Below are 21,007 nucleotides of genomic sequence, written 5' to 3'. Positions count from 1 at the left end.
CCGTAGGACTCCTGGCGAGGGCTCTCCTGTGCTCGTCGAGCAGATCTCGACTCGAGCTGCACTCCCCCAGGACGTGGACGAACGGACGGAACGACCATGCACACCTCGACCACCTTCAGCGACCGCTACCGCGGTTGGGAGGATGCCGGCGCCTTCACCACCAGTGACACCGCCGGTGCGCCCACCTGGGCGATGATCCTGCCGCCACCGAACATCACCGGCGACCTGCACATGGGGCACGCCTACGAGCACACACTGTCCGACGCCCTGACCCGCTGGCAGCGGATGCGCGGAGCCGACACCCTGTGGCTCCCCGGGCTCGACCATGCCGCCATCGCGACGAACGCCCTCCTGGAGCGGCAGCTGCGCGCCGAGGGCACGAGCAAGGACGAGATCGGCCGCGACGAGTTCACGCGACGGGCCTGGGAGTGGAAGGCGCGGTGCACCGCGGGCATCACCCACCAGATGCGGCAGCTCGGCGCCGGCCCCGACTGGAGCCGGCTGACGTTCACCCTCGACGACGGGCCGAGCCGCGCGACCCGGACAGCGTTCACGCGCCTGTTCGACGAGGGGCTCATCTACCGCGCCGAGCGGGAGACCCTCTGGTGCCCGGGCTGCGCGACCACGTTGTCCGACATCGAGGCGATCGAGACGGCCGCGGGGCCGACGTGCTCGCGCTGCGGCACCACGCTCGACCTCCGGACGACTCCGCAGTGGTTCCTGCGCACCAGCGTCCTGGCGGCCGCGGCGGCGAGGGCGATCACGACCGGTGCCACCCTCATCGAGCCGGCTGACGCACGCCGGGACTACCTGCGGTGGGCGGCGGGCCTCGACGACTGGTGCCTGTCGCGCCAGCTGTGGTGGGGGCACCGCATCCCGATCTGGTACGGGCCCGACGGGCAGGCTCGCGCCCTCGCGTCGGACGACGAGATCCCCGACGGGTGGACGCAGGACCCGGACACGCTGGACACGTGGTTCTCGTCGGCACTGTGGCCGCTGTCGACGCTCGGCTGGCCGGACGACACGACGGACCTGCGCCGGTTCTACCCGAACGACCTGCTCATCACCGGCAACGACCTGATCTTCTTCTGGGCGCTGCGGATGTCGCTGCTCTGCACCCACCTGACCGGGAAGCCGCCGTTCCGTCGGATGCTGCTGCACGGGCTGATCCGGGACGCCGACGGGAAGAAGATGTCGAAGAGCCTCGGCAACTCCATCGACCCGTTGCCGCTCATCGCGGAGCACGGTCCCGACACCCTGAGGTTCGCGTTGGCCCGCAAGGCTCGCCCCGGGGCGGACCTCCTGTTCAGACCCGAGGACCTGCAGGGAGCTCGGGGGTTCCTCACCAAGCTGCGCAGCATCACGGGCCTGGCCGGCCGGTTCGCATGCTCGTGGCGGAGCGCCCGTCCTGCGCCTTCGCACCTGCTGGACCGGTGGCTCCTGACGCGCTTGGACCTCACGCTCGCCGGGGCTGCAGCCGGCTACGACGCCGGCGACCTGGCCCGCGCTGCGGATGCGCTGGCCACGTTCGCGGAGGACGACCTGTCGGGTCTGTACCTGGAGGCTCGCAAGGACGCCCTGTACGGGGGCGACGACGGCGCGCGTGACGCACTGTCGTTCGCGTTGAGCGCGCTGCTGCTGGCGCTGCACCCGATGCTGCCGTTCACCACCGAGGAGCTGGCCGAGGACCTCGGCTGGTCCGGGATCATGGACCACCTCCCGTGCCCGGCACCTGCAGCCCCGGATCACGAGGCGGCCGCGGCCGGTGAGCAGCTGCGGGCCCTGCGTGACGCGGCGCGAGAGCACCGCGGGCGGCAGGGGTTTGCGGCCGCTGCGTGGCTGCCGGCGCGCGCCGAGGGCCTGACGCTCTGGTCCGAGCTGTGCCGGACCGCTCGGCTCACGACCGGCGACCCTGGTCGGGGGACGCGCATCAGCCGGTGGGGTGCGACGTTGACGCTGCCGTCCATGCCGGCGCTCGACGAGGCTCAGCGTCGTGGCCTGGAGCGTCGGCTCGACCAGGCACGCACGCAGATCGCCACCTTGTCCGCCCGGCTGGCTCAGCCCGCGTTCCTCGAGCGTGCGCCTGCGGCCGCGCAGGCGAAGGCGCGGGACGACCTGGCCGCCAACGAGCTCGAGTGCGAACGTCTGATCGGCCTGCTCGTGACCACGCCCAACCCGGCCCGCTCGCTCTCCGGCACGCACCGGCCGGCTCCATGACAAGGCGACCGGTCAGGTCGGTACCGTCGGCCGGCACCCGGACCACGTCCCGTCCGAGAGCGTGATCAGCTCGTCGCGGCATCGACCCATCGGCACCAGGTGTCGGCGGTTCCGTCGTCACCCATCTCGGCGGGGTCGGGGACGATCTCGACAGCGGTGCGCGGGATGGTGACGTCGAAGGTCGACTCGACCCACGTGCGGTACGGCTCGTTGAGCACGGAGCGGTCGGGCTCGGGCACCGGCGGGTTGCTCCAGTCCTCGCTCCAGCAGATCTCGTCGTAGCCGATGCCGATCAACCGGAGGAAGTCGACAGCGTCGTCGCCCAGGACGCAGGTGAGCAGCGATCCGCTGCCCGAGCCCAGGTGGACGATGCGCGTCGCGCTGTCCGGGGCACGCCAGAGCGCGGCCACGGAGCCGTCGGCACCTGTACGACAGAACGGCCACAACGTCGGCGACTCCCCCCGTGCGGAGCCGAACCAGGCCGCGACGTAGTCCGCGGTCTCGCCGGGCCGATAGCCGCGCAGGAGCAGGTTCGTCCCGGGCCCGGGCCACTCCGCCGACAGGCTGCCGTAGAGCTCGCCATCGCGGCCGGTGCTCGTGAACCCGTGTGCATCGACCCACTCGAACAACATCCGGAGCGGCTCGGGTACGTCGATCCCCGCAGGAACCCGGGACAACGTCACCTCGGCGAAGGAAGCCATGCCTCGCCACCGTAGGCGCCGGTCCGGAGCCGCGCGCACCAACCGTGTACGACACACCCGGAGCCCTCGCTGGCACAGCGTGGTGCCCGCTCGTGCCGGGCCGCCGGGCGGCGTGCAACCACGGTGCAACTCACTCTCGTGGACACCACTGGACAAACCTAGGCATTTCCAGGTACATCTATCCCCATCAAGCATTATCAAACTGCATCAAACAACATGATCAGGGGCGAACATGGTGGGCACCGGAGTGCGGAGAGCGGGGAGGTCGATCGGCGGGCTGCTCGCGGGGACGCTGGCGTCAGCGACGCTGGCTGGGGTGCTCGCGCTGCACGTGCGAGCCGTGCTGACCGACCATGTCGGACCGTGGCAGGTCGACTCGGTGATCGAGATCGGGGTGGCCGTCGTCGGCATGCTCGTCGCCCTCTGGCTGGCGGCCGCCTCGCTGCTGGGCACGGTGTGCGTCGTCGTCCGCACCGCCGGTGCCAGCTGGCGCGCCGGTGAGCGGCTGGTCCACCGGTGCGCACCGCAGGTCGTGCGCAAGGCGCTCGTGCTCGCCGTCGGAGCAGGGATCGGGCTCGGCATGGCGACGGGCGCGTCGGCGACCGCGCTGGAACCGTCGCCCTCGGCCACCGTCGCGGCCGCGCCGACCGACCTCGGCTGGTCGGAGACCGCGTCCACCACGGCCAACGAGGCCGCGAGCCCATCCACCGTGGCCGCTAGATCCGTGGTGGAGCCCGCAGCGCAGCCCGTGCCCGCCGAGGCCACGCCCGCGCCCGCTCCGCCGGAACCCCTGTCCGCCGCCGGAGCACCGGCGTCCACCGTGGCGACGGTCGACGGCGTGGTCGTGGCAGCCGGGGACAGCCTCTGGTCGATCGCGGCACGCCACCTCCCGCCGGGCGCCACCGACGCGCAGGTCGCCGCCGCGTGGCCGCGCTGGTACGCGGTGAACGCCGCGGCGATCGGTGCCGACCCCGACCTGATCCGACCGGGCCAGGTTCTCGCGGTGCCCGTGACGGCCGACGGAGCTGCGCTGTGAGCGCCGACGTCGGGGCGCTCGTGCTCCCCCGTGGCAGGACGCCCGCCGAGGACGCGTTCGCCCGGGTGCGCGGGGCCGAGCACGGACCCGTTCCGCAGCGCCCGACCGGCTCCACGCGTCCGGGAGGTGTCCGCTCGCGGCGCCCGCAGGTCCGGCTGGTCCCCGCCGTCGCGCCGTCGCTCGTCGAGGAGGCGACCGGGCCCGCCCACGCGGTGCCCGAGACCGCGGCCGGCCGCATCGCGGTCCTGCGAGTCAGCGACCGGTCGCTCGTCATGGAGGCCGACGACGACACCCCGCGACTGCTCCCCGACGGCGATCCCGCGACGGTCGCCCGCGCGGTCGCGCTGGGCTCGCTGGAGGTGCTGGCCGGTCGACGCTCCGTGGCGCAGCTGGCCCGCTGGCTGACTCCCGGGGTGTACGAGTCGCTCCAGGTCCGCGCCGGCCTGACGCAGCGCGTGCTCGGGACGACCGGAGGGACCCGGCCGCCCGTGATCCGCCGGAGCCGCGCCTGCCGCGTCGACTCGCACGTGCTGGAAGCGACCCTGGTGGCCGACGACGGGGTGCGGGTGCGAGCCGTCGCGCTCCGGCTCGAGGGCCACCGCGGCGCCTGGCGCGTCACCGCGCTCGAGATCGGCTGAGCCCCGACGCACGGAAGCCCGCCCCCGGTGCAGGGGGCGGGCTTCCGACGTGTCAGCGCTTGCGCTGCTGCTTGGCGGCCTTGCGACGCGCCTCGCGGTTGGACTCCCCGTCGGCCACGGCCGGACGGGTGCCGGCGTTCTTGCCACCGGCCTCGCCGCGCGTCACCACACCGCCGTCGCCGTCCACCGACGGCGCGCTGTACTGCAGAGGAGCACGCTGCTCAGGTCCGTCGATGCCCTTGGCCACGAGCTTGCCGCCCGTCGGGCCGTCGGAGACCGACCGCGGCAGCGTCGCCTGCGCACCGGCGCTGGCGGCGGCCGTGACGGCGGAGTCCGCCGTCACCGCGGGGGCGTCGGGTGCCGCGACCTGGACCTCGAGGTTGTAGAGGTACCCGACCGTCTCCTCCTTGATGGCATCGGTCATCGCGTTGAAGAGCTGGTAGCCCTCGCGCTGGTACTCCACGAGCGGGTCGCGCTGGGCCATCGCGCGCAGGCCGATGCCCTCCTTGAGGTAGTCCATCTCGTAGAGGTGCTCGCGCCACTTGCGGTCGAGGACCGACAGGGTCACGCGCCGCTCGAGCTGGCGCATGTTGTCCGAGCCGATCTGCTCCTCGCGCTCCGCGTAGGCGTGCTCGGCGTCGGAGAGGATCTCCCGCTCGATGAGCTCGGAGGTCAGCCGCGTCGGGCCACCGGCCTGCTCGACGACCTCGTCGGGAGTGATCGAGACGGGGTACACGCCCTTGAGCGCGGTCCACAGCGCGTCCAGGTCCCAGTCCTCCGGCCGGCCCTCGGTGGTGGCGCCGGTGATGTAGGCCGAGAGCACGTCGGACCGGAAGTGCTTGACCTGCTCGTGCAGGTCCTCACCCTCCAGCACGCGGCGGCGCTGCTCGTAGATGACGACGCGCTGCCGGGACATGACGTCGTCGTACTTCAGGACGTTCTTGCGGATCTCGAAGTTGCGCGACTCGACCTGCGACTGCGCCGACTGGATGCCACGCGTCACGATCTTCGACTCGAGCGGCATGTCCTCGGGGAACCCGGCGCGCGTCATCATCGACTCCGCGAGCGAGGAGTTGAACAGACGCATCAGGTCGTCCTGCATCGACAGGTAGAAGCGGGACTCGCCCGGGTCACCCTGACGGCCGGAACGACCGCGCAGCTGGTTGTCGATACGTCGCGACTCGTGGCGCTCCGTGCCGAGCACGTAGAGCCCGCCCAGCTCGACGACCTCGTCGTGCTCCGCGGCGACGGCTTCCTTGGCCGAATCGAGCGCGGCCGGCCAGGCGGCCTCGTACTCCTCCGGCTGCTCGGCGGGCTCCAGGCCACGGGCGGCCAGGTCCGCGACCGCCATGAACTCGGCGTTGCCGCCCAGCATGATGTCGGTCCCGCGGCCGGCCATGTTCGTCGCGACCGTGACGGCGCCCTTGCGGCCCGCCTGCGCGATGATCGACGCCTCACGCGCGTGCTGCTTGGCGTTGAGGACCTCGTGCGGCACGCCCTGCTTCTTCAGCTTGGACGACAGCAGCTCGCTCTTCTCGACGCTGGTGGTACCCACGAGCACCGGCTGACCGTGCGCGTGACGCTCGACGATGTCGGCGACGACGGCGTCGAACTTGCCGTCCTCGCTCTTGTAGACGAAGTCGCGCTGGTCGATGCGCTGCATGTCGCGGTTGGTGGGGATGGGGACGACACCCAGCTTGTACGTGCCCTGGAACTCCGCGGCCTCGGTCTCGGCCGTACCGGTCATCCCGGCCAGCTTGCCGTAGAGACGGAAGTAGTTCTGCAGCGTGATCGTGGCGAGCGTCTGGTTCTCGGCCTTGATGGCCACGCCCTCCTTCGCCTCGATCGCCTGGTGCATGCCCTCGTTGTAGCGGCGGCCGGGCAGGATGCGGCCGGTGTGCTCGTCGACGATCAGCACCTCGCCGTTCATCACGACGTAGTCCTTGTCGCGCTTGAACAGCTCCTGCGCCTTGATGGCGTTGTTGAGGAAGCCGATCAGCGGCGTGTTGAGGGACTCGTAGAGGTTGTCGATGCCGAGGTAGTCCTCGACGCGTTCGATGCCAGGCTCCAGCACACCGACCGTGCGCTTCTTCTCGTCGACCTCGTAGTCGCGCTCGTTCTGCAGGCGGCGGACGACCTTCGCGAACTCGGCGTACCAGCGGTTGGCGTCACCGGACGCCGGGCCCGAGATGATCAGCGGGGTCCGGGCCTCGTCGATGAGGATCGAGTCGACCTCGTCGACGATCGCGAAGTTGTGGCCGCGCTGCACCAGCTCGTCGGTGCTCCACGCCATGTTGTCGCGCAGGTAGTCGAAGCCGAACTCGTTGTTGGTGCCGTAGGTGATGTCGCACGCGTACTGCTTGCGGCGCGTGGCCGGGTCCTGGCTGGACAGGATCACGCCGCTGGTCAGCCCGAGGAAGCGGTACACGCGTCCCATGAGCTCGGCCTGGTAGCTGGCCAGGTAGTCGTTGACCGTGACCACGTGCACGCCGTTGCCCGACAGGGCGTTCAGGTACGCGGGCGCCGTCGCGACGAGGGTCTTGCCCTCACCGGTCTTCATCTCGGCGATGTTGCCCAGGTGCAGGGCGGCACCGCCCATGAGCTGCACGTCGAAGTGGCGCTGACCGAGCGTGCGCCGGGCGGCCTCGCGAACCGTGGCGAACGCCTCGGCGAGCAGGTCGTCCAGCGTCTCGCCCTCTGCGAGCCGGGCGCGGAAGCGGTCCGTCTCCTCGCGCAGCTCGGCGTCGGACAGCGCGACGAAGCTGTCCTCCAGGGCGTTGACCTGCTGGGCGATGCCCGACAGCTTCTTGACGATCCGGCCTTCACCGAGGCGCAGGACCTTCTCGAGGATCGCTGGCACGCACTACTCCCGACGTGTTCGCGCTCCGGGCGCGCGCGGCGTCGGAGCGGCTGAGGTGACCGGCCGCACGGCCGGGCGCGTCCATCGTAGGCGAGCCCGCGCGGCGTGGGCGAAGAACGACCACCGCAGCAGCCAGCAGGACGGCGCCGACCACGCCGGCGGGGCCGAGCCGCTCGTCGCGGAGCACGACCGCGCCGACGGTCGCGGTCAGCGGCTCGAGGAGGGCGAGCAGGGCGGCTGTCGTCGCCGGAACGTGCCGCAGGCCCGTGAAGTAGGCGCTGTAGGCCGCCGCGGTGGGCACCACGGCCAGGTAGGCCAGGAGCACCCAGCCCTCGGCGTCGGAGGGGACGGCGAGCCCTGGACCCGCCAGCGCCGCGACCGGCAGGAGCAGGATTCCGCCGAGCGTGAACGCCGTCGCCGTGAGCGGCAACGGACCCAGTCCGGGCACGCTGCGGCGGTTCAGCCCGGTCATCGTCGCGAACGCCGCGGCCGCCACGAGGGCGAGCAGGGCGCCTGCCGCGGTCCCCGGACCGGCGGCGTCCGACGGCCCCACCAGGAGCACCAGCCCGGCCAGCGCCAGGCCGAGCGCCACGAGCGTGCGCGGCGACGGCAGCCGACGCGCGGACACGGCTGTGCCGACGGCCACGAGCAGTGGGGCGGCCCCGAGGGCGACCAGCGTGGCGACCGCCACACCCGCGCGCTGGACCGCCGCGAAGTACGCGGCCTGGTAGACCGCGGCCAGCACGGCGGTCTCCACCACGAGCACGACCACCGGGCGTGTCCGGGCCAGACCACGCAGCGCGCCGGCCGCCGCGAGCGCCAGCAGCAGCACTCCCCCGCCGCCGAGCAGCCGGTAGGCGGCGACGGTCAGCGGCGGCAGACCGGCGGCGTCGGCCAGCGCCGCGCCGGCCAGACCACCCGTCCCCCACAGGACTCCGCCCAGCGCGACGAGGGCGAAGTCACGGGGCCGCGTCTCGTGCGTCACGCCGACCGGACAGCCAATGCCAGGTCCGGCGCGAGGTCGCCGCGCAGCAGCCCGTCCCGGCCACCGACCACGATGTCGTCCAGGCCGAGCCACCCGGCCAGCTCGCGCAGCTCGGCCGCCAGCGGCTCCACCACGTCGGCGTCCGGCACCGAGGAACCCGTCGCCCGGTGCGCGGCGAGCACCCGCAGGACCCCCGCCTGACGGTCGGCCTTGAGGTCGACCAGCGCGGGCAGCGACTCCCCGAGCAGGAACGGCAGGACGTAGTACCCCCAGACCCGCTTGGGCTCGGGGGTGTAGATCTCGATGCGGTAGCGCAGGCCGAAGAGCGCCTCCAGGCGTCGGCGCTCGAACACCAGCGGGTCGAACGGGTTGAGCAGGGCGCGACCGGTGGCACGACGGGGCAGGTCGGCGTCCCGGTGCCGCCACACGGGTCCCTGGTTCCACCCGTCCACCACGACCTCCTGCAGCACCCCCTCCTCGACGAGGTCGGCGATCGCGGGCGCGACCCGGGTCTCCTTGATGCGGAAGTAGTCGGCGATGCTGCGCAGCGTGCCGATGCCGTGGGCACGCGCACCGATCTCCGTCAGCGCCCGCACAGCGTCCTCGTCGGAGGGCTCCGGGAGCGCCAGCACGTCCGGCGGCAGCACGCGGCTGGTCAGGTCGTAGCGGCGCTCGAACGCGCCGTTGCGCCCGGCCGACGTGATCTCCCCGGTGAAGAAGAGGAACTCGAGCACGCGCTTGGCCACCGACCAGTTCCACCCCCACTCCCCGCGGGTGGTCGGGTGGTCGGCCTCGAAGTCCTCCTGCACCTGCCGTGCGGTGACCGGGCCGCGCTCGGCGATGATGGCGCGGATCTCCTCGACGAGCGGCGAGTGCTTCAGGGGCACCTCCGCGATCGCGCCCCACGCCTGCTCCAGATAGGCGCGCTGCCGCCAGCCGAGCAGCCGGAACGTCTCCGGCGGCACGTAGGACGCCATGTGCGCCCACGTCTCGACGAGCCGCCGCGGAGCCGCACCGGACGCACGGTCGAGGAGCGTCGGGTCGTAGGCGCCCACGCGGGAGAACACCGGCAGCAGATGGGCGCGGGCCAGGATGTTGACCGAGTCGATCTGCAGCACCCCGAGCCGGTCCACCACCTGCTGGAACTGTCGCATCGTCGGTTCCGCGGCACGGACCGGCCGAGGACGGTCGAGGCCCTGCGCACGCAGCGTGATGCGGCGGGCCTGCGACAACGAGAGACGTTCTGCACCGGAGACGGTCACGTGCACATCCTGTCGTGCACCACCGACACGACGACGCCCGGCCGGTCGGGTCGACCGGGCCGGGCGTCGTCGTCGATCGAGGCCGGTCAGCCGCCGACCGTCGCCAGCGGTGCTGCGGTCACCGCGGCGTCGAGCTTGATCACGCCGTAGCTCCACCCTCGCCTGCGGTACGCGACGGACGGCTGGGCGGTCTCGGCGTCGATGAACAGGAAGAAGTCGTGGCCGACGAGCTCCATCTCGTAGAGCGCGTCGTCCACCGTCATCGGCTGCGCCTGGTGGACCTTCTCGCGGATGACGACGGGCGAGTCACCGAGCGTCGTCTCGACCGCGGCGTCCGGGTCGACGGGTGCGGGCGCTGCCGGTTCCGGCTCGGGCGGGCGCACGTCGACGGGCGCGATCGGAGTGTGGTTGCGGTGGTCCTTGCGCCGGTCACGCGTTCGCCGCAGTCGCTCGAGGAGCTTCCCGAGAGCCAGGTCCAGGGCCGCGTACCTGTCGTCCGCGCACGCCTCGGCGCGGATCACGGGCCCGCGGTCGACGACGGTGAGCTCGACACGCTCACTGCTGCCTGCCTGTCGGGGGTTCGTCTCGTGCGACACGACGACATCGATGCGCTGGGCGCGGGGGGCCAGCTGCTCGACTTTCGCGAGCTTCTGCTCGACGTGCGCCCGGTACTTCGGGAGCACCTCGGTGTGCCGGCCGGCAACCACGATCTCCATGTGAGCCTCCTGAGAGGGTCAGGGGCGGGTCATGCCCGCCCGAGGGTGACAGTGCGATGGGCTGCCCCTGGGGGCAGTCGGGCGGCGTCACCTCCTCCCGCGGCGGGCCCGGTCGACCCTGTGGGGGTCGGGACCGTGCGTGCCAACGGCTCAGGACCCCACGCTAACCCCGCACCCGTCCGCGAACCAGCCGCCGAGCCCGGGATCATCCTGTGAACCCTCCTGGACGGGGTGGCAGCCGCGGCGCGCCGTGCGGACCGGGGGTCGACGCGAGCGTGACGGCGCCGACGACCCGGGCTCCGGCACGCTCCAGCGCTGAGCGGCACGCGGCGACGGTCGCGCCGGTGGTCAGCACGTCGTCCACGACGAGGACGTTCCGGTCCGCCAGTCGCTCCGCGTGCCGCGTCGGCACCCGGACGTGGCCGGCGAGGTTGCGTGTGCGCTCCCGGGCACCCAGCCCGACCTGGTCGTGGCCCTGCGTACGGACGAGCACGGGCGCCGCCTCGGCGGGCACTCCCCCGTGCAGGAGACCGTCCGCGACGCCCGCCGCGAGCGCGTCCACCAGGTTGCCGCCGCGGCGTCGGCGCGCCGCGGCCGTCGACGGGCAGGGCACAACCAGCAGCGGCCCGGCACCCACGTCCGAGCGCAGCCCGCGGGCAGCGCCTGCGAGGGCCGCCGCGAACGGACGAGTCAGGTCCAGCCGACCGCGGTCCTTCCAGGCGACGACCGCCCGGCGGACGTGGCCGGTGCAGTCGGCGAGCGTCCACACCGGCAGCGGTCCGTGACCGTCCAGCCGGTCGAGCCGGGGAGCACGGTCCTCGCACCGCCACAGCTCTCCCGCGAGGCGCCGGGCGCACGAGGGGCACCAACCGACGTCGTCGGTCCCGCAGCCCGCGCACTCGACCGGCACGAGCAGGCCGAGCAGCTCACGCAGGAACGTCATGGGCGCAGCATGTGCGCCGACGGCGCCACCCCGTCCGTCGCGTGGGGACGACGGTGGGCTGTGGACGGCTCGTCAGCCCGGGAAGGACGGGTACGACGCACCCGTCACGCCCATGATCTGCGCCCACGTGGAGCCGACGAACCTGCGCAGCTCGCCGTCGGTCGTCGTGACGTAGATGACCGTGCTCCCGGCGAGGTCGGCCAGGTTCGCGACCTCGGGCAGCGCCCTGGTCGGCCCGGCGACCGGGACCAGGTGCACGGCCGCGTTGCCGACGGACCGTCCGACGACCGCGAGCGTCGACTCTTCCGCCCACACCACCGACGACGCGTCCACCAGCGACGCCCCGGCACGCACCGGGGACCCCAGCTGCTGCGGGGCACCCGACTCGTCGCGCGAGATCGCCGCGACGTCGACCTGGACGCCGTCGGCGCCCGCGGAGACGACCGCGATCCGGACCCCGTCGCGCGCCACCCGGACCGCCCGCACCGCCCGGCCCTCGAGCCAGTCGGCGGCGACCTGCACGGGCGGTGCACCGACCCGCGCCGCGACGAGCCCGGTGGACGGCTGGGCCGTCCAGGCCCAGTCGAACCGGTCGACCGAGGGGGCCACCAGGCTCGAGCCGCTGAACAGCTCCTGCGGGCCGACCTCGGTCGTCGGCACCGTGGTGAGCGTGCCTGCGCCGGACAGCATGACGCGCACCGAGCCGTCCTCGTTGCGGGCCGGGCTGCGCGGATCGACGGCGTCGAGGGTGTCCAGGCCGGGCACCGGCTTGATCTCGCCGTCGACGAGCGCGACGAGGCGGTCGTCCTGCAGGAACTCGAGGTTGCCCGGCGGACCCGAGCCGCTCTCGAGGTTCGCCGAACCCTCGAGCGGCACGTCGCGGGCGAACACCTGCACCGTGCTGATGCCCGGCACGGGCTTCAGGCTCGCGTCGATCTGGGCGAGGAGCAGGTCACGGTCGGCGCGGGTCACCGCGAGCGCGGGCTCCAACCGGACCTCTGCCACACCCTCGGCGTCGACGGGCACGGCCTCCGGGTTGAGCTCGACGCCGTCGGGCACGGCCGTCACGACCGCGTCCTGCAACCAGGTCGACGGCCCGGCGAGCAGCCCGAGGACGATGGACGTGCTGAGGTTCTTCGTCGGGAACCAGCGCTCGTCCGGGACCAGGAACTGCTGGTCCGGGGAGAGGAAGTACAGCGACGCCGATCGATAGAGGCGGGCGAAGTCCTCCTGCTGGAGGATCAGGCCGGGCGGCGTCTCGGCGATCCGCCACTCGTCGGCGTCGTTGCGGACCATCCCGAACGTGACCGACTCGCGCCCGTCCGGCGGGGCCTCGGCGTACACCCCCTCCTCGCCCACGCGGGCGACGACGGGGACGTCGATCGTGACCTCGGTCTCGGTCGTGGTGGGCGCGGGCTCGACCGGTCCCGAGACGAGCACGCCGGCAGACGGGTCCCAGGTCGCCTTGGCCTCGCCCGCCAGGTACTCCCGGGCGGTCGAGAAGTTGTCGGTGAATCCCGCGGCCCCGGCGGCGAGGAAGCCGTCCACGATCTCGGTCGGCGTGTCCCCCGGCTGCGGCCCCTCGGCGAGCACGTCGATCTCCGACGGTTCGGTGACCTCGGCATCGCCTTGCTGGACCGGTCCGGACGTCGGGATGGCCGTGCAGGCCGCGAGGACGACGGCCGTGCCGAGGGCGACGACGGTGCCGCGGAGCCGGCGCGCGATCATCGGACCTCCTGCCTGTCGTCGTCGGACAGCGCCTGGTCGAGGTCGTCGGAGCCCATGTCGGGCAGGGCGGCCGGGTCGTTGTGCGGACGGGCGACGATCCGCAGCGCACCGGTGATCGGCGACTCGTCCGGCTGCAGAGGCAGGGGCGACGTGCTCAGCCGGATCCCCGCACGGCGCGGGAGCGTGAGGCGGAAGCTCGCGCCCCGACCCGGCCGCCCCCATGCCTCGAGCCAGCCGCCGTGCAGGTGGGCGTCCTCGAGCGAGATCGCCAGCCCGAGGCCGGTACCGCCCGTCGTGCGGGCACGCGCGGGGTCGGCGCGCCAGAACCGGTCAAACACGTGCGCGGCCTCGCCGGGCGTCATCCCGACCCCTCGGTCCCGGACGGTGACGGCGACGGCGTGCGCGTCCGCGCCGACCGTCACCTCCACCGTGCTGCCCTCCGCGTGCTCGACGGCGTTGACCAGGAGGTTGCGCAGGATCCGCTCGACGCGGCGGGGGTCGATGTCCGCGACGCAGCGCTCCTCGGGCACCACGACGTGCAGCCACGCACTGCGCCGCTCGGCCAGCGGGGACGCGTGGTCGACGGCCTGGATCACGACGTCGCGCACGTCGCGGCCCTCGGCGTCGAGCACCGCGGCACCCGCGTCGAACCGGCTGATCTCGAGCAGGTCCGCCAGCAGGTCCTCGAACCGGTCGAGCTGGGTCTGCAGGAGCTCCGCCGAACGCTTCGCGGCGGGGTCGAAGTCCTCCCGCGAGGCGTGGATGACCTCGCCGGCCATCCGGATGGTCGTCAGCGGGGTCCGCAGCTCGTGCGACACGTCCGAGACGAACCGGCGCTGCAACGTCGACAGCTCCTCCATGCGGTGGATCTGGTCCTGGAGGCTGTCGGCCATCTCGTTGAACGATCGGGCCAGCGTGGCCATCTCGTCCTCGCCCTTCTCGGGCATCCGCTCGGACAGGTGACCGTCCGCCAGCCGCTCGGCGACCTCCGCCGCGCGACGCACGGGTCGGACCGTCTGCCGGGTCACCAGCCAGGTCATGCTCCCCAGCAGCACCACCAGGGCGACCGCCGCGAGCCCGAGCGTGCGCTGCAGGAAGTCGAGCCGGTCCTGCTCGGACTGCATGCTGTACAGGAAGAAGAGCTGGTACGTCCCGTCGACCGGGACCGTCACGTCCTGGCCCACCATCACGCCGGGCGACACCCCGCCGGTCTCCCGGGGGATCGCCACGGACTGCCAGTGCTGCCCGCCGCCCGCCGTCGCCAGGCGCAGCTCGCGGCTGACGAGCGGGACCAGGGCCTGGTCCGACGCCGCACCGGGGATGAACATGTCGCCGCCCTGCTGGCCGGGCGCACGCAGCAGGAACACCTCGCGGCGGTCGGACCCGCCCGTGCGCTGGGCCTCCGCGACGTCACCCTTGAGCCGCTGCACGTCGGTGCCGGTGGTCGCGGTCGAGGAGTCGAACGTCTTCTGCGCCTGCAGCGTCGACCGGGCGCTCTCCTGGAGCACCTGATCGAGCCGGGCGTTGAACAGGCCGTCGGCCATCCGGCCGCTCACGTAGGCGCCGACGAGCGTGAGCGCGACGAGGCCGATCGCCATCGTCGAGGTGATGACCCGGATCTGCAGCGACGAGCGCCAGGCCCGGGTCCACGAGCGAGCCCGGCGTCGCGACCGTGCCCGGACCAGCCGCCAGGCGCCGCTCACCCGCACCATGGGGCAGCTCCTGACGAGCTCACGTCGAGGCCACGCCCGCCTTGTAGCCGACGCCGCGGACGGTGACGACGATCTCGGGCTGCTCGGGATCGTTCTCGATCTTCGAGCGCAGACGTTGCACGTGCACGTTCACCAGACGGGTGTCGGCAGCGTGCCGGTACCCCCACACCTTCTCCAGCAGCACCTCGCGCGTGAACACCTGCCACGGCTTGCGCGCGAGCGCCACCAGGAGGTCGAACTCGAGCGGTGTGAGCGACACGGGCCGGCCGGCGCGCGCGACCCGGTGGCCGGGCACGTCGATCGTCACGTCGCCGATCGTGAGGTGCTCGGGTGCCGGCTCGTCGCTGCGGCGCAGGCGGGCACGCACGCGCGCCACGAGCTCCTTGGGCTTGAACGGCTTCGAGATGTAGTCGTCCGCCCCCGACTCCAGCCCGAGCACCACGTCGACCGTGTCGCTCTTGGCCGTGAGCATGACGATGGGCACGCCCGACTCGGCGCGGATCTGCCGGCAGACCTCGTTGCCGTCCTTGCCGGGCAGCATGAGGTCGAGCAGGACGAGGTCCGGCTGCGTGGCTCGGAACACCCCGATCGCCTCGTCACCGTCCTCGCAGAACACCGGGTCGAAACCCTCCGACCGCAGCACGATGCCGATCATCTCGGCCAGCGCGGTGTCGTCGTCGACCACCAGCACGCGTCCCTTCATGGCGGCATTCTCGCACCGCAAGGGCCCGCACCTGGGCCACCTGGCGCTACGACGTGTCCAGACGGCGACAGATCACCCGGTCGCGCATCCCGGGACCTGGTCGCCGTGGCACGATGATTCCTCCGTGGGGGGCCCGACGACGGTGCCCCCGACCGCCTGCACCACGACAGCCGAGGAGCCGCGCTCGCATGACGAGCCCGCACGACGACGCGCCGCGACCGCCCTCCTGGGCGGCGCCCGCCGGCCCGGCCGCACCGCCGCCGGAGACCGTGCCGCAGCCCGGCCCGCCCGCCGCACCGCCCCCGCCGCCGCCGCCGTCGGGCTGGGGACAGCAGCCGCCCGGCGGGTACGGGTCGTGGGGACCCACCGCGCCGCCGCCCCCCGGGCTGTCCTGGCGCCCGCAGGCGCTCCAGCCGGGGATCATCCCGCTGCGACCCCTGGGGATGGGCGAGATCTACGACGGTGCCTTCCGCGCCGTACGCGCCAACCCGCGCGTCATGTTCGGGCTCGCCGCCCTGGTGGTGACGCTCGCCGTCATCCTCCAGTCCGTCATCCAGTGGTACGTGAAGGGGATCCTCGCGCCGCAGCTCACGGAGCTCTCGGTCGACCTGGACCCGTCCGGGCAGATGGGCTTCGCCGAGCAGGTGGGCTCCTCGATCGGGCTGCTCATCGCGGCACCCGTCACCTCGATCGCGACGACCATCCTCACGGGCCTGCTCATCGTGTCCGTCAGCCGGTCCGTCCTGGGCCAGGTGGCGACGGTCGGTGAGGTGCTGCGCTCCTGGCGCGTCTGGCTCGTCGTCGGCTTCACGTTCCTCAGCGGGATCGCGATCCTGGCGGTGATCTCGGTCCTGGTCGCGGGTGTCACCCTGCTCGCGGTCAACGACCAGGTCGCGCTCGCCGTGCTGGTCGGCCTCGGGGGTTCGCTGGCGTTCGTCGTCGCCGCCGTCTGGTTCACCACCCGGACGCTGCTGGTGCCGCCCGCGCTGATGCTCGAGGGCAAGAAGTTCTGGCCGACGATCACCCGGGCGTGGCGGCTCACCCGCCGGACGTTCTGGCGCCTGTTCGGGATCTACCTGCTCACCACGATCCTGGCCGGGATCATCGCGCAGATCATCGTGTTCCCCGCGACCCTCATCGCACAGCTCGTCCTGCGGGACCCCACCGCGACGTCGTTCGGCTCGGTCGTCGTCATCGGGATCGCCACGATCATCGCGTCCACACTGTCCACCACCTTCGTGTCCTCCGTGGTCGCCCTGCTCTACATCGACGTACGGATGCGCCGCGAAGGACTGGACGTCGAGCTCGCTCGCGCGGCAGAGACCACCGCGTGAACCTGCTCGCCCGGGTGGTCGGCGGTGTCCCCGTCGACCCCGACGCCGCGACGGCCCGGCGGTGGGCCGTCGAGGAGCTGCTCGACCCCGTCTACCACGAGCAGCGCTCGTTGCTCACCCGGCTCGTGGACTGGCTGGCCGAGCTGCTGGCCGGCCTGCGCACCCCGGCCGCGTTCGACCCGTTCGCCGTCCTCGCCGTGGTCGGGGTGCTGGTGGCGGTCGTCGTGATCGCGTTCCTGGTCGCCGGTCCCGTGCGGCTCGGCCGCCGTGGCGGCGCAGACCGTTCCGTCCTGGCGGACGACGACGCCCGGACCTCCGCGGAGATCCGGGCCGCTGCCGACGCCGCTGCCGCCGCGGGCGACTGGGCCGTGGCCGTGCTCGAACGGTTCCGCGCGATCGTCCGTGGGCTCGAGGAGCGGACGGTGCTCGACGAGCGCGCGGCCCGGACCGCGCACGAGGCCGCACTGGCCGCCGCGGCCCGGCTGCCGGCGCTCGCCTCCGAGCTGGTCGCGGCCGGCCGGACCTTCGACGACGTCGCGTACGGCGACGTGCCTGCGACCGCGCAGGACGAGGTCCGCCTGCGCGGGCTCGACGCCCGGGTGCAGGACGCGCGTGCGATGACCGGCTCCGAGGTCACCGACCTGAGCGTGGCGGTGCCCCGATGAGCACGCCGGTCGTCACGGCGCACGAGGTGGTCGTCGGTGACGGCACCTCGGCCCGCAGCAGGTCGGCCCGGCGCTGGCGGCGGGCGCGGTGGCCGCTCGGTCTGCTGGCGCTGGTCGTCGTCGCGGGCATCCTCTCGGCCCTGCCGGAGCCGCGGACGTCGACACTGACCCTCGCTCCGGACAACCCTGGCGACCTCGGCGCCCGCGCCGCGGCGCAGATCCTCGGCCGCGAGGGTGTGGACGTGCGCTACGTGCGCCACATCGCCGACGTCGAGTCGCTCGCCGTCCCCGGCTCGACCGTGCTCGTCGTCGGCGACTACCTGCTCACGGACGAGCAGGTCGAGGCCCTGGGCGCCACGGAAGCGGACCTGGTGCTCGTCGACGCGGGCTGGGCGCTGGGGGTGCTCACCCCCACGCTGGCGTCGAACGGTGGCTACGCGTCCGCACCCGAGGTCCGCTCGGCGCAGTGCGAGGACCCGGACGCGGTCGCTGCCGGATCCATCACCGCGAGCGGCGGACTGATCGCCACCGGCCCCGGTGCGGTCGTGTGCTTCCCCGCCCCGGGCACGACGCCCGACCAGGGCGGCGCCTACGCCGTCGCCGAGTCCGACGGGCGCCGGATCGTCGCGGTGACCGACATGGCGCCCTTCACCAACCAGCACCTCGCCGAGCAGGGCAACGCGGCACTCGTCCTGCGCGCCCTCGGCCGGCACGAGCGGCTCGTCTGGTACATCCCGTCGCTCGACGACGCGGGGGCGGGCCGCGAGTCCGAGGCAGCCCCCGGCGAGCTGCTGCCACCCGTCGTCCCGATCCTCGCGCTGCAGCTGCTGCTCGTCGTCGTGGTCGCCGCGCTCTGGCGCGGACGCCGGCTGGGTCGCCTCGTCACCGAGCGGCTGCCGGTCGTGGTCCGCGCGGGCGAGACCACGCGGGGCCGCGGGCGCCTGTACCGCCGCGGACGGTCCTACGGGCACGCCGCCGCCGCCCTGCGCGCCGGCACGGCCGCACGCAGCGCGGGCCGCCTCGGCCTGCCCCGGTCCGCAGCCGCGCCGCTCGTCGTCGACGCGATCGCCCGCGCAGCCGGCCGCCGCCCGGCCGACGTCGAGGCGCTGCTGTACGGACCCCCACCGACCGACGACCGCGGGCTGGCCCGGCTGGCCCGTGACCTGGACCATCTCGAGAGCGAGGTTCACCGAACGTGAGCGACCAGAGCCCCACGTGGGGCGCGACTGCACCGACCGTCCCGCCGCACCACCAGCCGTCCGAGGAGCTCCGCGCTGCCCTGGGTGCCGTGCGCACCGAGGTCGCCAAGGCGGTCGTCGGTCAGGACGCCGCCGTCAGCGGCCTGGTCATCGCGCTGCTGTGCCGTGGTCACGTGCTGCTCGAAGGCGTCCCCGGCGTCGCCAAGACGCTGCTCGTGCGGGCGCTGTCGGCCGCGCTCGACCTGGAGACCAAGCGGGTCCAGTTCACCCCTGACCTCATGCCCGGCGACGTGACGGGTTCGTTGGTGTACGACGCACGCACCGCCGAGTTCTCGTTCCGCGCGGGGCCGGTGTTCACCAACCTCCTGCTCGCCGACGAGATCAACCGGACGCCGCCCAAGACGCAGGCGTCGCTGCTCGAGGCGATGGAGGAGCGCCAGGTGTCGATCGACGGCACCCCCCGCCCGCTGCCCGACCCGTTCCTCGTCATCGCGACGCAGAACCCGGTCGAGTACGAGGGCACCTACACGCTCCCCGAGGCGCAGCTCGACCGCTTCCTGCTCAAGCTGGTGCTGCCGATGCCCGAGCGCCACGAGGAGATCGAGGTGCTGACCCGGCACGCCGCCGGCTTCGACCCCCGGGACCTCGCCGGGGCCGGACTGCGCCCGGTGGCGACGCCGGAGATGCTCGCGCGCGCCCGGGCGGAGGTCGGCCGCGTGCAGGTCGCTCCCGAGGTCCTCGGCTACGCGGTCGACGTGTGCCGTGCCACCCGGCAGTCGCCCTCCCTCTCGCTCGGCGTCTCCCCGCGTGGCGCCACCGCCCTGCTGGCGACGTCCCGCGCCTGGGCGTGGTTGTCCGGTCGCGGGTACGTGACGCCGGACGACATCAAGGCGCTGGCGCACCCGACGCTGCGGCACCGCGTCCAGCTGCGCCCCGAGGCGGAGCTCGAGGGTGTCAGCACCGAGAGCGTCCTCGACACCGTGCTCGCGTCCGTGGCCGTCCCCCGCTGACATGGCGGTGACCTGGCGCGCGGTCGTCCTGGCCGCGCTCGGCCTGCCGGTGGTACTCGTCGTGCCCGCCGGCGCCACGGTGCTGCTGTGGACGCTCCTCGTGGTGGTCGCGTGCATCGTGGACGTGGCGCTCGCCGCGTCGCCCCGGCAGGTCGCGATCCGCCGCGAGGTGCCGGCCTCGGTCCGCCTGACCGAGCCGGCGACGTCGACCCTCACGCTGACCAACCTGGGCGGTCGCCGGCTCCGGGCGCTCGTGCGCGATGCGTGGCCCCCGTCGACCGCCGCGCAGTCGGACCGGCACCACGTGGACGTGCGACCCGGGGACGGCGCGCGGGTCCGGACCGTCCTCGTGCCCACCCGGCGCGGCGACGCGCACGCGGACCGCGTGACGATCCGCACCTTCGGACCGCTGCGGCTCGCCGGCCGCCAGGCGTCGCTCACCACTCCCGGTCGGCTGCGCGTGCTGCCCGAGTTCGCCTCGCGGCGGCACCTGCCCAGCCGCCTCGCCCGGCTGCGGGAGCTGGACGGGCGGGCGTCCGTGCAGGTCCGCGGCCCGGGGACCGAGTTCGACTCGCTGCGGGAGTACGTGATCGGCGACGACGTCCGCGCGATCGACTGGCGTGCGACGGCCCGGCGCTCCGACGTCGTCGTGCGCACGTGGCGGCCGGAGCGCGACCGCCGCGTGCTGATCGTGCTCGACAGCGGCCGCACCTCTGCCGTGCGGGTGCTGGACGCCCCCCGGATCGACGCGTCGATCGAGGCCGCGCTGCTGCTCGCCGCGCTCGCCACGAAGGCCGGCGACCGGGTGGAGCTTCTGGTGTTCGACCGCCGGGTGCGCGGCCGGGTGGCCAGCGCGACGGGTGCCGGGGTGATGGCGGCCTTCGCGGACACGCTCGCCGTGGTCGAGCCGGAGCTGGTGGAGACCGACTGGCCGGGCATCGTGGCTCAGGTTCGTCAGCGGCTGAGCCAGCGTGCGCTCGTCGTGCTGCTCACCGCGCTGGACCCGTCCGCCATCGAGCAGGGCCTGCTCGGGGTGGCTGGGCAGCTCACGGAGCGGCACCAGGTGGTGCTCGCATCGGTGTCCGACCCCGAGGTGGACGCCCTGCGCACGGCCCGCACCGGCGCCGCTGCGGTGTTCGACGCGGCCGCCGCCGAACGGGTCGGCCTCGAGCGCGCGGCCGTCGCCGTCCGGCTGCGCCAGCGTGGCGCCGAGGTGGTCGACGCCCTGCCCGACGACCTGGCGCCCCGCCTCGCCGACACGTACATCGCGCTCAAGGCGGCCGGACGGCTCTGACGGG

17 protein-coding genes are annotated in these 21,007 nt (G+C 73.4%); 8 read left to right on the top strand and 9 right to left on the bottom strand.

Annotated elements, in window-relative coordinates; all coding sequences use genetic code 11:
* Positions 1-96 precede the first annotated feature (96 nt).
* Positions 97-2,217, top strand: coding sequence for a class I tRNA ligase family protein (locus J2X26_RS07975; protein WP_307491272.1), 2,121 nt, complete (start codon positions 97-99; stop codon positions 2,215-2,217).
* A 65-nt stretch (positions 2,218-2,282) separates the two neighbouring features.
* On the opposite strand, the gene J2X26_RS07970 is transcribed toward J2X26_RS07975, so the two are convergent.
* Positions 2,283-2,918, bottom strand: a complete 636-nt coding sequence (locus tag J2X26_RS07970; protein ID WP_307491270.1) for a hypothetical protein — start codon at positions 2,916-2,918, stop codon at positions 2,283-2,285.
* Positions 2,919-3,150: 232 nt separating this feature from the next.
* Here J2X26_RS07970 and J2X26_RS07965 point away from each other — a divergent pair, with 232 nt between their 5' ends.
* Both J2X26_RS07965 and J2X26_RS07960 read left to right on the top strand, forming a co-directional pair.
* Positions 3,151-3,954 carry a LysM peptidoglycan-binding domain-containing protein gene (locus tag J2X26_RS07965; RefSeq protein ID WP_307491268.1) on the top strand — a complete coding sequence of 268 codons (804 nt, stop codon included), beginning with the start codon at positions 3,151-3,153 and terminating at the stop codon, positions 3,952-3,954.
* Positions 3,951-4,592 carry an Rv3235 family protein gene (locus J2X26_RS07960; RefSeq protein WP_307491266.1) on the top strand — a complete coding sequence of 214 codons (642 nt, stop codon included), beginning with the start codon at positions 3,951-3,953 and terminating at the stop codon, positions 4,590-4,592. The genes J2X26_RS07965 and J2X26_RS07960 overlap by 4 nt, the downstream gene beginning before the upstream one ends.
* 52 nt (positions 4,593-4,644) lie before the next feature.
* On the opposite strand, the gene secA is transcribed toward J2X26_RS07960, so the two are convergent.
* From secA to mtrA, 8 genes are all read right to left on the bottom strand, one after another.
* Entirely contained in the window at positions 4,645-7,452 is a 2,808-nt protein-coding gene (gene secA / locus J2X26_RS07955) for a preprotein translocase subunit SecA (RefSeq protein WP_307491265.1), read from the bottom strand.
* Positions 7,415-8,437, bottom strand: coding sequence for a DMT family transporter (locus J2X26_RS07950; RefSeq protein WP_307491263.1), 1,023 nt, complete (start codon positions 8,435-8,437; stop codon positions 7,415-7,417). The genes secA and J2X26_RS07950 overlap by 38 nt, the downstream gene beginning before the upstream one ends.
* A complete protein-coding gene (locus J2X26_RS07945; RefSeq protein WP_307491262.1) occupies positions 8,434-9,699 on the bottom strand; it encodes a winged helix-turn-helix domain-containing protein in 1,266 nt (421 codons plus the stop codon). Before J2X26_RS07945 ends, J2X26_RS07950 begins: the two co-directional genes overlap by 4 nt.
* Before the next feature lie 86 nt (positions 9,700-9,785).
* Positions 9,786-10,415, bottom strand: a complete 630-nt coding sequence (hpf, locus tag J2X26_RS07940; protein ID WP_056585262.1) for a ribosome hibernation-promoting factor, HPF/YfiA family — start codon at positions 10,413-10,415, stop codon at positions 9,786-9,788.
* A gap of 205 nt (positions 10,416-10,620) precedes the next feature.
* Positions 10,621-11,358, bottom strand: a complete 738-nt coding sequence (locus J2X26_RS07935; RefSeq protein WP_307491258.1) for a ComF family protein — start codon at positions 11,356-11,358, stop codon at positions 10,621-10,623.
* Positions 11,359-11,430: 72 nt separating this feature from the next.
* Entirely contained in the window at positions 11,431-13,086 is a 1,656-nt protein-coding gene (locus J2X26_RS07930) for an LpqB family beta-propeller domain-containing protein (protein ID WP_307491256.1), read from the bottom strand.
* Positions 13,083-14,798: an MtrAB system histidine kinase MtrB gene (gene mtrB / locus J2X26_RS07925; protein ID WP_307491254.1), complete on the bottom strand. Its 1,716-nt coding sequence runs from the start codon at positions 14,796-14,798 to the stop codon at positions 13,083-13,085. Before mtrB ends, J2X26_RS07930 begins: the two co-directional genes overlap by 4 nt.
* Positions 14,799-14,817: 19 nt before the next feature.
* The gene (gene mtrA / locus J2X26_RS07920) at positions 14,818-15,501 is read right to left on the bottom strand and encodes an MtrAB system response regulator MtrA (protein ID WP_055912929.1); all 684 of its coding nucleotides are present in this window, start codon (positions 15,499-15,501) and stop codon (positions 14,818-14,820) included.
* A 188-nt stretch (positions 15,502-15,689) separates the two neighbouring features.
* Between mtrA and J2X26_RS07915 the strand changes: the two genes are divergently transcribed.
* From J2X26_RS07915 to J2X26_RS07895, 5 genes are read left to right on the top strand one after another with little or no spacing between them, the layout of a single operon-like run.
* Positions 15,690-16,835 carry a glycerophosphoryl diester phosphodiesterase membrane domain-containing protein gene (locus tag J2X26_RS07915; protein ID WP_307491250.1) on the top strand — a complete coding sequence of 382 codons (1,146 nt, stop codon included), beginning with the start codon at positions 15,690-15,692 and terminating at the stop codon, positions 16,833-16,835.
* Positions 16,832-17,500, top strand: coding sequence for a DUF4129 domain-containing protein (locus tag J2X26_RS07910; RefSeq protein WP_307491248.1), 669 nt, complete (start codon positions 16,832-16,834; stop codon positions 17,498-17,500). Before J2X26_RS07915 ends, J2X26_RS07910 begins: the two co-directional genes overlap by 4 nt.
* Positions 17,497-18,699, top strand: coding sequence for a DUF4350 domain-containing protein (locus J2X26_RS07905; protein WP_307491246.1), 1,203 nt, complete (start codon positions 17,497-17,499; stop codon positions 18,697-18,699). Before J2X26_RS07910 ends, J2X26_RS07905 begins: the two co-directional genes overlap by 4 nt.
* A complete protein-coding gene (locus tag J2X26_RS07900; protein WP_439897828.1) occupies positions 18,696-19,709 on the top strand; it encodes an AAA family ATPase in 1,014 nt (337 codons plus the stop codon). Before J2X26_RS07905 ends, J2X26_RS07900 begins: the two co-directional genes overlap by 4 nt.
* Position 19,710: 1 nt before the next feature.
* Positions 19,711-21,003: a DUF58 domain-containing protein gene (locus J2X26_RS07895; protein WP_307491245.1), complete on the top strand. Its 1,293-nt coding sequence runs from the start codon at positions 19,711-19,713 to the stop codon at positions 21,001-21,003.
* The last annotated feature ends 4 nt before the right edge of the window (positions 21,004-21,007 follow it).

The organism is Cellulomonas humilata (assembly GCF_030814415.1).
GTDB classification, from domain to species: domain Bacteria; phylum Actinomycetota; class Actinomycetes; order Actinomycetales; family Cellulomonadaceae; genus Cellulomonas; species Cellulomonas humilata_A.
The sequence above is the reverse complement of the archived record's forward strand: the minus strand, read 5'-3'. Positions and strand labels throughout refer to the sequence as shown.